This is a genomic window from Streptomyces sp. NPDC033177, from assembly GCF_055577715.1.
On record NZ_JBVIPS010000012.1, the window covers coordinates 26,721 to 39,800 of the forward strand.

The 13,080-nt window shown below is 66.3% G+C and carries 10 protein-coding genes; 9 read left to right on the forward strand and 1 reads right to left on the reverse strand.

What is annotated here, in order from left to right:
• The first annotated feature begins 340 nt into the window (after positions 1-340).
• From typA to ACZ5U5_RS34860, 6 genes are all read left to right on the forward strand, one after another.
• The gene (gene typA, locus ACZ5U5_RS34835) at positions 341-2,215 is read left to right on the forward strand and encodes a translational GTPase TypA (protein ID WP_363209070.1); all 1,875 of its coding nucleotides are present in this window, start codon (positions 341-343) and stop codon (positions 2,213-2,215) included.
• 635 nt (positions 2,216-2,850) lie between these two features.
• A complete protein-coding gene (locus ACZ5U5_RS34840; protein WP_469029900.1) occupies positions 2,851-4,476 on the forward strand; it encodes a peptide ABC transporter substrate-binding protein in 1,626 nt (541 codons plus the stop codon).
• 86 nt (positions 4,477-4,562) lie between these two features.
• Positions 4,563-5,492, forward strand: a complete 930-nt coding sequence (locus tag ACZ5U5_RS34845) for an ABC transporter permease (protein WP_469029902.1) — start codon at positions 4,563-4,565, stop codon at positions 5,490-5,492.
• Entirely contained in the window at positions 5,485-6,447 is a 963-nt protein-coding gene (locus tag ACZ5U5_RS34850; RefSeq protein ID WP_469029905.1) for an ABC transporter permease, read from the forward strand. The genes ACZ5U5_RS34845 and ACZ5U5_RS34850 overlap by 8 nt, the downstream gene beginning before the upstream one ends.
• An 11-nt stretch (positions 6,448-6,458) precedes the next feature.
• The gene (locus ACZ5U5_RS34855) at positions 6,459-7,520 is read left to right on the forward strand and encodes an ABC transporter ATP-binding protein (protein WP_469029907.1); all 1,062 of its coding nucleotides are present in this window, start codon (positions 6,459-6,461) and stop codon (positions 7,518-7,520) included.
• Positions 7,513-8,664 (forward strand): ABC transporter ATP-binding protein, encoded by a 1,152-nt coding sequence (locus ACZ5U5_RS34860; protein ID WP_469029910.1) that lies wholly within the window; start codon positions 7,513-7,515, stop codon positions 8,662-8,664. The genes ACZ5U5_RS34855 and ACZ5U5_RS34860 overlap by 8 nt, the downstream gene beginning before the upstream one ends.
• Positions 8,665-8,733: 69 nt before the next feature.
• On the opposite strand, the gene ACZ5U5_RS34865 is transcribed toward ACZ5U5_RS34860, so the two are convergent.
• Positions 8,734-9,318: a Uma2 family endonuclease gene (locus ACZ5U5_RS34865; protein ID WP_469029912.1), complete on the reverse strand. Its 585-nt coding sequence runs from the start codon at positions 9,316-9,318 to the stop codon at positions 8,734-8,736.
• A gap of 161 nt (positions 9,319-9,479) precedes the next feature.
• Here ACZ5U5_RS34865 and ACZ5U5_RS34870 point away from each other — a divergent pair, with 161 nt between their 5' ends.
• The 3 genes from ACZ5U5_RS34870 (at position 9,480) to ACZ5U5_RS34880 (ending at position 13,078) form a co-directional block, all read left to right on the forward strand.
• Positions 9,480-11,114, forward strand: coding sequence for a peptide ABC transporter substrate-binding protein (locus tag ACZ5U5_RS34870; protein ID WP_469029914.1), 1,635 nt, complete (start codon positions 9,480-9,482; stop codon positions 11,112-11,114).
• Between the two features lie 70 nt (positions 11,115-11,184).
• A complete protein-coding gene (locus ACZ5U5_RS34875) occupies positions 11,185-12,108 on the forward strand; it encodes an ABC transporter permease (RefSeq protein ID WP_469029917.1) in 924 nt (307 codons plus the stop codon).
• Positions 12,101-13,078 (forward strand): ABC transporter permease, encoded by a 978-nt coding sequence (locus tag ACZ5U5_RS34880; RefSeq protein WP_469029919.1) that lies wholly within the window; start codon positions 12,101-12,103, stop codon positions 13,076-13,078. The genes ACZ5U5_RS34875 and ACZ5U5_RS34880 overlap by 8 nt, the downstream gene beginning before the upstream one ends.
• Positions 13,079-13,080: the final 2 nt, after the last annotated feature.

Here is a 13,080-nt window from a genome sequence, read left to right on the forward strand (position 1 = left end):
GCCGCAGGTCAGGCTCAGATTCCCCTCAACTCCCTTGCCCGCCGCCCCCCGCGGCGGGCAAGGTCGTCCCCACCCCTTGACCCGGGACACCCCTGCCCCTTTTTCCCGACCCCGCCCCTCGCCCGCGACCGGATGACCGGGGAGGGGGCGTCGCACGCTCGGAGTTTCTGGCTGAGACCGGTAAAACCCCAGGTCAACCCCATCGTCAGCCCCCCGCGGAGGTCTCCTCCGCGTGAGGGACGTAGACTGGGGTGAGGCCGTGGCGTGTTCTGCCCGGCAGGGCACGCGTGCCGGACCGTACGCGCGGCCATCCACTCTTCCCGGGAGAAGCGCAGCTCGTATGCCCACGCGCCATGACATTCGTAATGTTGCCATCGTCGCCCACGTCGACCATGGCAAGACCACCCTGGTCGACGCCATGCTCAAGCAGGCCGGCTCCTTCGCCGCGCATGCGGCAGAGTCCCTCGACGACCGCATGATGGACTCGAACGACCTGGAGCGTGAGAAGGGCATCACGATCCTGGCCAAGAACACGGCCGTCAAGTACCACCCCAAGGATGGCGGCGACGTCATCACCATCAACATCATCGACACCCCCGGCCACGCCGACTTCGGTGGTGAGGTCGAGCGCGGCCTGTCGATGGTGGACGCGGTCGTCCTCCTCGTGGACGCCTCCGAGGGTCCGCTGCCCCAGACCCGCTTCGTCCTGCGCAAGGCCCTCGCCGCGAAGATGCCGGTGATCCTCTGCATCAACAAGACGGACCGTCCGGACTCCCGCATCGCCGAGGTCGTCGACGAGACGTACGACCTCTTCCTGGACCTGGACGCGGACGAGGACCAGATCGAGTTCCCGATCGTCTACGCCTGCGCCCGTGACGGCGTCGCCTCGCTGACCAAGCCGGAGGACGGCACCGTCCCGGCCGACAGCGAGAACCTGGAGCCGTTCTTCTCCACGATCCTGGAGACCGTCCCGGCCCCGAAGTACGACGAGGACGCGCCCCTCCAGGCGCACGTCACGAACCTGGACGCCGACAACTTCCTCGGCCGTATCGCGCTGTGCCGCGTCGAGCAGGGCGAGCTGCGCAAGGGCCAGACCGTCACCTGGATCAAGCGTGACGGCTCGCAGTCCAACGTCCGCATCACCGAGCTGATGATGACCGAGGCGCTCACCCGCAAGCCCGCCGAGAAGGCGGGCCCCGGTGACATCTGCGCCATCGCCGGTATCCCGGAGATCATGATCGGTGAGACCCTCGCCGACCCCGAGAACCCCATCGCGCTCCCGCTCATCACGGTGGACGAGCCCGCGATCTCCATGACCATCGGCACCAACACCTCGCCGCTCGTCGGCAAGGGCGGCAAGGGCCACAAGGTCACCGCCCGTCAGGTGAAGGACCGCCTGGACAAGGAGCTCATCGGTAACGTCTCGCTCCGTGTCCTGGACACCGAGCGTCCCGACGCCTGGGAGGTCCAGGGCCGTGGTGAGCTCGCGCTCGCCATCCTGGTCGAGCAGATGCGCCGCGAGGGCTTCGAGCTGACCGTCGGCAAGCCCGAGGTCGTCACCAAGCAGATCGACGGCAAGACGTACGAGCCGATCGAGCGCATGACGATCGACTCGCCCGAGGAGCACCTCGGCGCCATCACGCAGCTGATGGCGACCCGCAAGGGCCGCATGGAGACGATGACCAACCACGGCTCCGGCTGGATCCGCATGGAGTGGATCGTTCCGTCGCGTGGCCTCATCGGCTTCCGTACGGAGTTCCTGACCCAGACTCGCGGCACCGGCATCGCGCACTCGATCTTCGAGGGTCACGAGCCGTGGTTCGGCGACCTGCGCACCCGTCACAACGGCTCGCTCGTCGCGGACCGCTCGGGTTCGGTCACGCCGTTCGCGATGGTCAACCTCCAGGAGCGCGGTGTCATCTTCACCGAGGCCGGCACCGAGGTGTACGAGGGCATGATCGTCGGCGAGAACTCGCGCGCCGACGACATGGACGTGAACATCACCAAGGAGAAGAAGCTCACCAACATGCGTGCGGCTTCCGCGGACACGACGGAGAACGTCGTGCCCGCCCGCAAGCTGTCGCTCGAGCAGTCCCTGGAGTTCTGCCGCGACGACGAGTGCATCGAGGTGACCCCGGAGACCGTGCGGATCCGCAAGGTCGTCCTGGACCAGAAGCAGCGCGGGCGCACCGCGTCGCGCGCCAAGCACGGCTAAGCACCGGGCAAAGCCCGGCCCATCTTTCGGCCGGGCTCGCCGGTGGCGCAACTGCCGCCGCCGTCCCGCGAATTCGGCATCTGAGGCCGGTTTCCGCCCTTCCTCCGGGAAGAGGCGGGGGCCGGCCTCCGTGCGTGTGCGGGGGTTACCCCTTGCAGGGCCCTCAGGGGGCACTACGCTGGCCCGGGCCCCGGGGGCGACGGGACATGTGCCGTCGCGACTCTCCGCGCATCTACGCGCGTCCACAGAGCCGCCCCCGAAGACGCACCAAGTTGTCTCCGGCATGGTCCGCCGCAACCGGTTTTCCTGGACCATCTGTCCGGAATACGGACACCGTTGACCGTTAGATGTGTAACACGTCCGTTTCGCAACCATCTATCTCGGATCGGTTTGTCCGGATTTTGGAAGTTGTACGCACCAGGTGTGATTGAACCGAGACCAAAAGAGTGTGGTCGGGCGGTACCTCATGGCTAATAGTTGACCGCGTATAGCTCGGGTCAATGGGTCACGCGCTGTGGGGAGCGCCGACTCACGAGCACACTGGGGTACTTCGATCTACGCGCCGTCAGGGGTGTCGGCGCGGATTCCTGTACCCCCTCTTGTAGTGAACCAGTGGACTCATGAGGAGGAACCCCATGCGTGGTGCCAAGAGCGCCAAGTGGGTCGCGATAGCGGGTGTCGTGGCGCTGACGGCAACGGCCTGTGGTGGCGGCGACAGCGACAGCGGCAACAGTGGCAAGGTCGACCCCAAGGGGATCGTCAGCTACGCCAACGGCGAGCCGCAGAACGCCCTGCAGCCTTCCAACACCATGGAGGCGTACGGCAGCGTCGTCATCGACTCGCTCTTCACGGGCCTGGTCCACTACGACAAGCAGGGCAACATCACCTACGAGAACGCCGAGTCGGTCACCCCCGACAAGGACTCGAAGGTGTGGACCGTCAAGCTGAAGTCGGGCTGGAAGTTCCACAACGGTGAGGCCGTCACCGCCAAGTCGTACGTCGACGCCTGGAACTGGGCCGCCAACCCGGCCAACGGCCAGCAGAACAGCTCCTGGTACCGCGACATCGTCGGCTACGACAAGGTCCACCCCGAGAAGGGGAAGGCCAAGGCGGAGACGATGGAGGGCCTGAAGGTCGTCGACGACAACACCTTCACCATCACGCTGAACGACGGCATCCCGTACTACGCGTACAAGCTCGTCTACGCGCCCTTCTACCCGCTGCCTTCGGAGGCCCTCAAGGACCCGAAGAAGTACGGCGAGGCGCCGGTCGGCAACGGCCCCTACAAGTTCTCGAAGTGGGACCACAAGAAGCTCATCTCGGTCCGCGCCTGGGGCGGTTACAAGGGCGACAAGCCGAAGAACGGCGGCATCGACTTCAAGGCCTACACCAAGGACACGGCGGCGTACGCCGACCTGAAGTCGGACAACGTCGACTCGATGCCGATCGTGCCGAACAGCGAGACCGCCAACTTCAAGCAGGACTTCGGCGACCGCGCCATCGAGCAGGACTTCTCGGCGATCAACACGATCAACCCGGCCTTCTACACGAAGCAGTGGAAGGACATCGACGTCAAGGTCCTGCAGGGCCTGTCGATGGCGATCGACCGCGACACCATCGCCAAGACCGTGTTCTACGGCACGCGTGAGTCCGCCACCGGCTGGGTCGCCAAGGGCGTCAAGGGCTACCAGAAGGACGCCTGCGGCGAGTACTGCAAGTTCGACGCCAAGAAGGCCAAGGCCTCCATCAAGGCCGGCGGTGGCGTTCCGGGCAACAAGATCTCCATCCAGTACAACGCCGACCAGCCGCACAAGGACTGGGTCGTCGCGGTCTGCAACAGCATCACCAAGTCGACCGGCGTCAAGTGCGTCGGCGACGCGGTGACCGACTTCGCGGCCGACACGGAGATCCGTGACCAGAAGAAGGTCAAGTCGATCTACCGCTCCGGATGGGTGCTCGACTACCCGTTCAACGGCAACTTCCTCGCCGACCTCTACGGCACCGGCGTCGACGGCAACAAGGGCGGCTTCTCGGACAAGAAGTTCGACGAGCTGACCAAGAAGGCCGACGGGGCGAAGACCATCGAAGAGTCCGCCAAGCTGTACGGGCAGGCCGAGAAGGAGCTGCAGAACAGCTTCCCGGGCATTCCGCTCTGGTACAACAAGACGCTCTCCGCGTACTCGAACAACGTGAAGGGCATGGAGTTCGACCAGGCCGGTGACCCGGTTCTCACCGAGGTCGAGGTCTTCGAGAAGAAGTAGTCGTCGGAGTTCCGTTCCCGTGAGCGACGCCCGGAGATCCCGGGCGTCGCTCACGGGCGGGCTCCGCAATGGACGGAGGCACCACCATGGGGCGCTACGTCGCGAGGCGACTGCTCCAGATGATCCCGGTCTTCATCGGGACAACCCTGCTGATCTTCCTGATGGTCAATGTGCTCCCCGGCGACCCCGTACGGGCGCTGTGGGGAGACAAGCCGCCGGACCCGGCGCAGGTTGCGCAGATCAGGCACGACCGCGGGCTCGACCTGCCGCTCTGGCAGCAATACCTGCATTACATGGGCGGATTGCTGCAGGGCGACTTCGGCAAGACCATCGCCGGCAACAGGCCCATTCTTGACGAGATCAAGCAGGCTTTCCCGATTTCGATGAGACTCGCCGCCATGGCGTGGACGTTCGAACTCGTCGTCGGCATCGCCCTGGGCGTGCTGGCCGGTGTACGGCGCAGCCGGATCGTGGACAACACCGTGACGCTCTTCACGCTCCTCGTGATCTCCGTCCCGATCTTCGTGTTCGGCCTGTTCCTCCAGCTGATCTTCGGCAACGAGCTCGGCTGGGTGAAACCGACGGTCCAGGACTCGACGAACTTCCAGCAGTTGCTGATGCCGGCACTCGTGCTCGGTCTGGTCGGCCTCGCCTATGTGGCACGCCTGAGCCGCACCTCCATCGCGGAGAACCGGCAGGCGGACTACATACGCACCGCGGTCGCCAAGGGCCTGCCACGCCGCCGGATCATCACCCGGCACCTGCTGCGCAACTCCCTCATCCCGGTGGTCACCTACCTGGGCACCGACATCGGCACCCTGATGGGCGGCGCCGTCATCACCGAGGGCATCTTCAATGTCACCGGTGTCGGCAACCTGCTGTTCGACGCGCTGGGCAACCGAGAGGGCGCCGTAATCGTCGGCATCGTGACGGTCCTGGTGCTCGTGTATCTCCTCGCGAGTCTGATCGTCGACCTGCTCTACGCCGTTCTGGACCCGAGGATCCGTTATGCCTGACCTCACCAAGTCCCCGGCCACGGACGAGGCGCACGCCGTCGCCATCGTCGAGGCCGACGCGAAGACCGTCGACGCCGCCGACACGACGGGCAAGCCGCGCAGCCTCTGGGGCGACGCCTGGCGTGACCTGCGCCGCAGGCCGCTCTTCCTCGTCTCCGCGCTGCTGATCGTCGTCGTGCTCCTGGTAGCTGCCTTCCCCGGCATGTTCACCAGCGCCGACCCCCGGTCCGGCGACCTGACCAATCACTTCCTGGAGAAGCCGAACCTCGGCCACGTCTTCCAGCCCGACTGGTTCGGCTATGACCGCCAGGGCCGCAGCGTCTACGCCCGCGTGGTCTACGGCGCCCGCAACTCGATCATGGTCGGTTTCGGCGTGACCGTCCTGGTCACCCTCTTCGGCGGCCTGGTCGGCATGCTGGCCGGGTACTTCGGCGGCATCTGGGACAGCATCCTTTCGCGGCTCACCGACGTGTTCTTCGGTATCCCGTTCCTGCTCGGCGCGATGGTGGTCCTGAACGCCTTCACCGAGCGCAACGTCTGGGTCATCACCGGCGCCCTCGCCTTCCTCGGCTGGACGCAGATCGCCCGCGTGATGCGCGGCGCGGTGATCGTCACCCGGCACGCGGACTACGTCGTGGCGGCGAAGGCACTCGGCGCGGGCACCAAGCGGATCCTGTTCCGGCACATTCTGCCGAACGCCATCGCCCCGGTCATCGTCATCGCGACCATCGCCCTCGGCACGTACATCGTCGCCGAATCGACGCTGTCCTTCCTGGGCCTCGGCTTCGGCGGTGACGCGCTCTCCTGGGGCGGAGACATCTCCGACGCCCTGAACGACATCCGCAACAACCCGCACACGCTGATCTTCCCGGCAGGAATGCTGAGTCTCACGGTGCTTGCGTTCATCATGATGGGCGACGCCGTACGCGAAGCCCTCGACCCGAAGCTGCGCTGAGGGAGGCGTAAATGACCAGCATCGACATCAAGGAAGACTCGGTTCCCGCCCCCCGCTCGGGTGAGGAAAAGAGCGGCAGGCTCCTGGACGTCAAGGACCTGCACGTCGAATTCCACACCCGTGATGGTGTGGTCAAGGCCGTCAACGGCGTCAACTACAGCGTGGACGCGGGCGAGACGCTCGCCGTTCTCGGTGAGTCCGGCTCCGGCAAGTCCGTGACAGCCCAAGCGATCATGGGCATCCTCGACATGCCGCCGGGGAAGATCCCGCAGGGCGAGATCGTCTTCCGCGGCCAGGACATGCTGAAGATGTCCAACGAGGAGCGCAGGAAGATCCGTGGCCGCAAGATCGCCATGATCTTCCAGGACGCCCTTTCGTCGCTCAACCCCGTGCTCTCGGTGGGCTACCAGCTCGGCGAGATGTTCCGGGTGCACGACGGACTCGGCCGCAAGCAGGCCAAGGCCAAGGCCATCGAGCTGATGGACCGGGTGAAGATCCCGGCCGCCAAGGAGCGGGTGAACGACTACCCGCACCAGTTCTCCGGCGGTATGCGCCAGCGCATCATGATCGCGATGGCGCTCGCCCTGGAGCCCGACCTGATCATCGCGGACGAGCCCACCACGGCTCTCGACGTGACGGTCCAGGCGCAGGTCATGGACCTGCTCGCGGACCTTCAGCGTGAGTACAACATGGGCCTGATCCTGATCACCCACGACCTCGGCGTGGTCGCCGACGTCGCGGACAAGATCGCGGTCATGTACGCGGGCCGGATCGTCGAGACGGCCCCGGTCCACGAGCTCTACAAGCGCCCCGCGCACCCGTACACGCGCGGTCTGCTCGAGTCGATTCCCCGGCTCGACCAGAAGGGCCAGGAGCTTTTCGCGATCAAGGGCCTGCCGCCCAACCTGCTCCACATCCCGTCCGGCTGTGCCTTCAACCCGCGCTGCCCCAAGGCCGAGGACATCTGCCGTACGGACGTCCCGCCGCTGGTGCAGGTCACGGAGCAGGACGGCGCGGAGCTGCCGGGCCGCGGCAGCGCGTGCCACTTCTGGAAGGAGACGATCCATGGCTGAGCCGCTCAAGAAGACGGACGAGCCGCAGGACGTGATGCCGAACGTCTCCGAGGTGGAAACGGTCGACGCGGCCACCGCCGAGGAGGCGGTCGCGGCCATCGAGGCGCCGGTGGAGCGCGGCGAGCCGATCCTCCAGGTCCGCAACTTGGTCAAGCACTTCCCGCTCACGCAGGGCATCCTGATCAAGAAGCAGATCGGCGCGGTCAAGGCGGTCGACGGCATCTCGTTCGACCTGTACCAGGGCGAGACGCTGGGCATCGTGGGCGAGTCCGGCTGTGGCAAGTCCACGGTCGCCAAGCTCCTGATGACCCTGGAGCGCGCCACCGCCGGCGAGGTCTTCTACAAGGGCCAGGACATCACCAAGCTGTCCGGGCGCGCGCTGAAGGCGGTCCGCCGCAACATCCAGATGGTGTTCCAGGACCCCTACACGTCCCTGAACCCCCGTATGACGGTGGGCGACATCATCGGGGAGCCCTTCGAGATCCACCCCGAGGTGGCTCCCAAGGGCTCGCGCCGCCAGAAGGTCCAGGACCTCCTGGACGTGGTCGGCCTCAACCCCGAGTACATCAACCGCTACCCGCACCAGTTCTCGGGCGGTCAGCGCCAGCGCATCGGCATCGCGCGCGGTCTGGCCCTCAACCCCGAGATCATCATCTGCGACGAGCCGGTCTCGGCCCTGGACGTCTCCGTCCAGGCCCAGGTCATCAACCTGATGGAGAAGCTGCAGGACGAGTTCAACCTCTCCTACCTCTTCATCGCGCACGACCTGTCGATCGTCCGGCACATCTCGGACCGCGTGGGCGTGATGTACCTCGGCAAGATGGCGGAGATCGGCTCGGACGAGCAGATCTACGAGCACCCGACGCACCCGTACACGCAGGCACTGCTCTCCGCGGTGCCGGTGCCGGACCCGGAGGCGCGCGAGGGCCGCGAGCGGATCATCCTGACCGGTGACGTCCCGTCCCCGGCCAATCCCCCCTCCGGCTGCCGCTTCCGCACCCGCTGCTGGAAGGCGGAGGCGAAGTGCGCGGAGGAGACCCCGCTGCTCGCGATCCCCCAGCGGTTCGCGGGCCTGGACACTCCGGCGGCACACGAGTCGGCGTGCCACTTCGCGGAGGAAAAGGACGTCGTGCACGCGGCGTAAGCCTGTGTGCGGCCTGTACGCGATGGGGGCGCCCGGAACCACTTGGTTCCGGGCGCCCCCATTTTCGGCTCAGCGCTCGACGTCCCCCGGCTTTCCGTAGCGCCGGAACGCGGCGGTCTCCACCGTCCAGGGGCCGAACGGCACGTCGTCGCCGAAGATGTACGGCTCCTTGTTCCCGTAGCGGCCGGCACATGGCTCGGAGTGCACTTCGATCGTGCCGGTCCGTGGGTCGACGATCATGTAGTGGTCGATGCCCATGGCGGGATACTCGGCCAGCTTCTCGCCGTAGTCGTTGTGCGGGTCGGACGGGGAGACGATCTCGACGACGGCCAGCACCTGCGTGGCGTCGACGGCCAGGCCTTCCTCGTCCAGCACGGCCTCGGGGATCACCAGGGCGTCGGGGCGGCGCATGCGGCCGATCGAGGGGTGCTCGATCTCCGGGCCGTTTGCGCAGACATAGCCCGGGTGGGTGGCAAGGAGCTGCTTGTCCAGTTGCTTGCAGATGCGGCGGACCGTGCCCTCGTGGCGCTTCGAGGGGCACATCATGGCCAGTATCGGCCCCGAAGGGCCGATCTCCACGTTCCACGTGCCCTCGAGGCGCTCGGCATAGGCGCCCAGCTCCTCGGCGATCGCGCGCATCTTCGCGTACTCCATATATCGAGGGTAGCGAGTGCGGGGTGGAGGCATACGGGGGTTTCCCGGTCCTACTGGCCCCGGAAAGCCTCCATAAAGATGCGTAACGCAGCGCATTGGGGTGTATTTGGGCCTGAGTCAGACATAGGAAGTCGGATACAGGCCTGAGAGGGAGGCTCTCCATGCGTGGAGCCACGCACGCCAAGTGGGCCGCATGCGCGGTGACCGTCGCGCTCGCGGCAACCGCCTGTGGTGGAGGCGGGGACAGCGGCGGTGGTGGTGGCGACGGCTCCGGGATCGTGGGGTCCTCCTGGGGCGATCCGCAGAACCCGCTGGAGCCCGCCAACACCAACGAGGTGCAGGGCGGCAAGGTGCTCGACATGCTCTTCCGGGGTCTCATGCGGTACGACCCGAAGACCGGCGAGGCGAAGAACATGGTCGCCGAGAAGATCGACACCAAGGACTCGCAGAACTTCACCGTGAAGATCAAGAAAGGGTGGAAGTTCAGCAATGGTGAGGCCGTCACCGCGAAGTCCTTCGTCGACGCCTGGAACTACGGCGCACACCTGAAGAACAACCAGAAGAACGCCTACTTCTTCGGTTATATCGAGGGGTACGAAGACGTCCACCCGGAGAAGGGGGACGCCAAGGCCGACAAGCTCTCCGGGCTGAAGGTCGTCGACGACACCACCTTCACCGTCAAGCTCACGCAGAAATTCTCCACCTGGCCCAAGACCCTCGGCTACCCGGCCTTCGCGCCGCTGCCCAAGGCGTTCTACGACGACCACGACGCATGGCTCGCCAAGCCGGTCGGCAACGGCCCGTACACCGTGGACTCGTACGCCAAGGGTTCCAAGATGTCCCTGCGGAAATGGGACGGGTACAGCGGTACGGACAAGGCGAAGAACGGCGGGGTGGATCTCAAGGTCTACACCGACAACAACACCGCCTACACGGACCTGATGGCGGGCAATCTCGACCTCGTCGACGACGTTCCGGCCTCGCAGCTCAAGAACGCCAAGAATGATCTGGGTGACCGCTACATCAACACCCCGGCGGGCATCATCCAGACGCTCGCCTTTCCCTTCTACGACAGCAAGTGGTCAAAGGACGGGATGGAGAAGGTCCGCCAGGGGCTTTCCATGGCGATCAACCGCGAGCAGATCACCGAGACCATCTTCCAGAAGACCCGCACCCCGGCCACCGACTGGACGTCGCCGGTGCTCGGCGAAGCCGGCGGCTACAAGTCCGGCCTCTGCGGCGACCCCTGCAAGTACGACGCGGACAAGGCGAAGAAGCTGATCGCGGACGGCGGCGGCATCCCCGGCGGCACGCTGAAGATCACGTACAACGCGGACACCGGCTCGCACAAGGAATGGGTCGACGCCGTCTGCAATTCCATCAACAAGGCACTCGGCAACGACAAGTCCTGTGTCGCGAGCCCGGTCGGCACCTTCGCCGACTTCCGCAGCAAGGCCTCCCAGCAGAAGCTGGACGGCGCCTGGCGCGCGGGCTGGCAGATGGACTACCCGCTGATCCAGAACTTCCTGCAGCCGCTGTACTACACGGACGCCCCGTCGAACGACGGCAAGTGGTCCGACAAGAAATTCGACGAGCTCGTCGACAAGGCCAACGCAGAGACCGACACCGCGAAGGCCGTCTCCACCTTCCAGGACGCCGAAAAGGTGCTCGCCGAGCAGATGGCGGTCATTCCGCTCTGGTACCAGAACGGCAGCGCCGGCTATTCGGACAGGGTCTCCGACGTGGAACTGAACCAGTTCAGCGTCCCGGTCTACAACGAGATCAAGGTCAGCTGAGGCCAGGGAGCGGTCATCCGGCGCCCAGCACCACGCCGGATGACCGCTCCCGCTACTTCCGGAGCCCTCCATGGGACGTTATGTGATCCGGCGTCTGCTGCAGATGATCCCGGTCTTCTTCGGCGCCACGCTGCTGATCTTCCTGATGGTGAACGTGATGGGCGACCCCGTCGCGGGCCTCTGCGGGGACCGAAAGTGCGACCCCGCGACAGCCACTCAACTGAAGAAGGAGTTCGGCCTCGACAAGCCCGTGTGGCAGCAGTACGCGACCTACATGGGCAATGTCTTCACCGGCGACTTCGGTACCGCCTTCAACGGGCAGAAGGTCACCGAGCTGATGTCGACGGCCTTCCCCCTCACGATCCGCCTGACGCTCGTCGCGATCGTCTTCGAGATCGTCATCGGCATCTCGCTGGGAGTGGTGACCGGCCTGCGGCGCGGGCGTCCCATCGACACCGTCGTGCTGCTCCTGACGCTCGTGGTCATCGCCATCCCCACCTTCGTCACCGGCCTGCTGCTCCAGCTGCTGCTCGGCGTCGAATGGGGCGTGATGAAACCCTCCGTCTCCTCGGAGGCACCCCTCAACGAACTCATCGTGCCGGGGCTCGTGCTCGCCTCGGTCTCCCTGGCGTACGTCACCCGGCTCACCCGCACCTCCATCGCCGAGAACCGCCGCGCCGACTACGTCCGCACCGCCATCGCGAAGGGGCTGCCCAGGCGCCGCGTCATCACCCGGCACCTGCTGCGCAACTCGCTCATCCCGGTGGTCACCTTCATCGGCACGGACATCGGCGCGCTGATGGGCGGCGCGATCGTCACCGAGCGCATCTTCAACATCCACGGCGTCGGCTTCCAGCTCTACCAGGGGATCCTCCGCCAGAGCACCCAGACCGTCGTCGGCTTCGTGACCGTCCTCGTCCTGGTCTTCCTGGTGGCCAACCTGATCGTCGACCTGCTGTACGCCGTACTCGACCCGAGGATCCGCTATGCCTGAACCCCGAGAGCCAGACGGAGCCATCGCCCCGACCGGCGCGGGCGGCGCGATGGACCTCGCGGCGACCGAGGGGTCGACGCTGGAGAAGGCCCCCACGGGTTCCGGCGGCCCCGGCCCCTCCGCCCCCGCCCGCAGCCTGTGGTCCGACGCCTGGCGCGAGCTGCGACGGAACCCGGTCTTCATCATCTCCGCCCTCATCATCGTCTTCCTCGTCGTCATCGCGATCTGGCCGTCCCTGATCGCCTCCCGCAACCCGCTCGACTGCGACCTCGCCAACGCCCAGAAGAGCTCCACCGCCGGCCACCCCTTCGGCTTCGACGGACAGGGCTGCGACGTCTACACACGGACCGTGTACGGGGCCCGCGCCTCGGTCACCGTCGGCGTCTGCGCCACGCTCGGCGTCGCGATCCTGGGCAGCGTGCTCGGCGGGCTCGCGGGCTTCTTCGGCGGGGCCTGGGACGCGATCCTCTCCCGCATCACCGACGTCTTCTTCGCCATCCCCGTCGTGCTCGGCGGCTTGGTGCTCCTGTCGGTCGTCACCAGCAACACCGTCTGGCCGGTGATCGGCTTCATGGTCCTGCTCGGCTGGCCGCAGCTCTCGCGCATCGCCCGCGGCTCCGTCATCACCGCCAAGCAGAACGACTACGTCCAGGCGGCCCGCGCCCTGGGCGCCTCCAACTCGCGGATGCTCCTTCGGCACATCGCGCCGAACGCGGTCGCCCCGGTGATCGTGGTCGCCACCATCGCGCTCGGCACGTACATCGCCCTGGAGGCGACCCTCTCGTACCTCGGCGTGGGTCTGAAGCCGCCGACCGTGAGCTGGGGGATCGACATCTCGGCCGCCTCCCAGTACATCCGCAACGCCCCGCACATGCTGCTCTGGCCCGCCGGAGCGCTTGCGATCACCGTGCTCGCGTTCATCATGCTCGGCGACGCGGTGCGCGACGCCCTCGACCCGAAGCTGAGGTAGGC

Excerpts from the sequence above, each read along its gene's own strand:
- ACZ5U5_RS34875 (WP_469029917.1), top strand. The coding sequence starts at position 11,185 with ATGGGACGTTATGTGATCCGGCGTCTGCTGCAGATGATCCCGGTCTTC.
- ACZ5U5_RS34865 (WP_469029912.1), bottom strand. The coding sequence starts at position 9,318 with ATGGAGTACGCGAAGATGCGCGCGATCGCCGAGGAGCTGGGCGCCTAT.
- ACZ5U5_RS34855 (WP_469029907.1), top strand. The coding sequence starts at position 6,459 with ATGACCAGCATCGACATCAAGGAAGACTCGGTTCCCGCCCCCCGCTCG.
- ACZ5U5_RS34850 (WP_469029905.1), top strand. The coding sequence starts at position 5,485 with ATGCCTGACCTCACCAAGTCCCCGGCCACGGACGAGGCGCACGCCGTC.
- ACZ5U5_RS34860 (WP_469029910.1), top strand. The coding sequence starts at position 7,513 with ATGGCTGAGCCGCTCAAGAAGACGGACGAGCCGCAGGACGTGATGCCG.
- typA (WP_363209070.1), top strand. The coding sequence starts at position 341 with ATGCCCACGCGCCATGACATTCGTAATGTTGCCATCGTCGCCCACGTC.
- ACZ5U5_RS34870 (WP_469029914.1), top strand. The coding sequence starts at position 9,480 with ATGCGTGGAGCCACGCACGCCAAGTGGGCCGCATGCGCGGTGACCGTC.
- ACZ5U5_RS34840 (WP_469029900.1), top strand. The coding sequence starts at position 2,851 with ATGCGTGGTGCCAAGAGCGCCAAGTGGGTCGCGATAGCGGGTGTCGTG.
- ACZ5U5_RS34845 (WP_469029902.1), top strand. The coding sequence starts at position 4,563 with ATGGGGCGCTACGTCGCGAGGCGACTGCTCCAGATGATCCCGGTCTTC.
- ACZ5U5_RS34880 (WP_469029919.1), top strand. The coding sequence starts at position 12,101 with ATGCCTGAACCCCGAGAGCCAGACGGAGCCATCGCCCCGACCGGCGCG.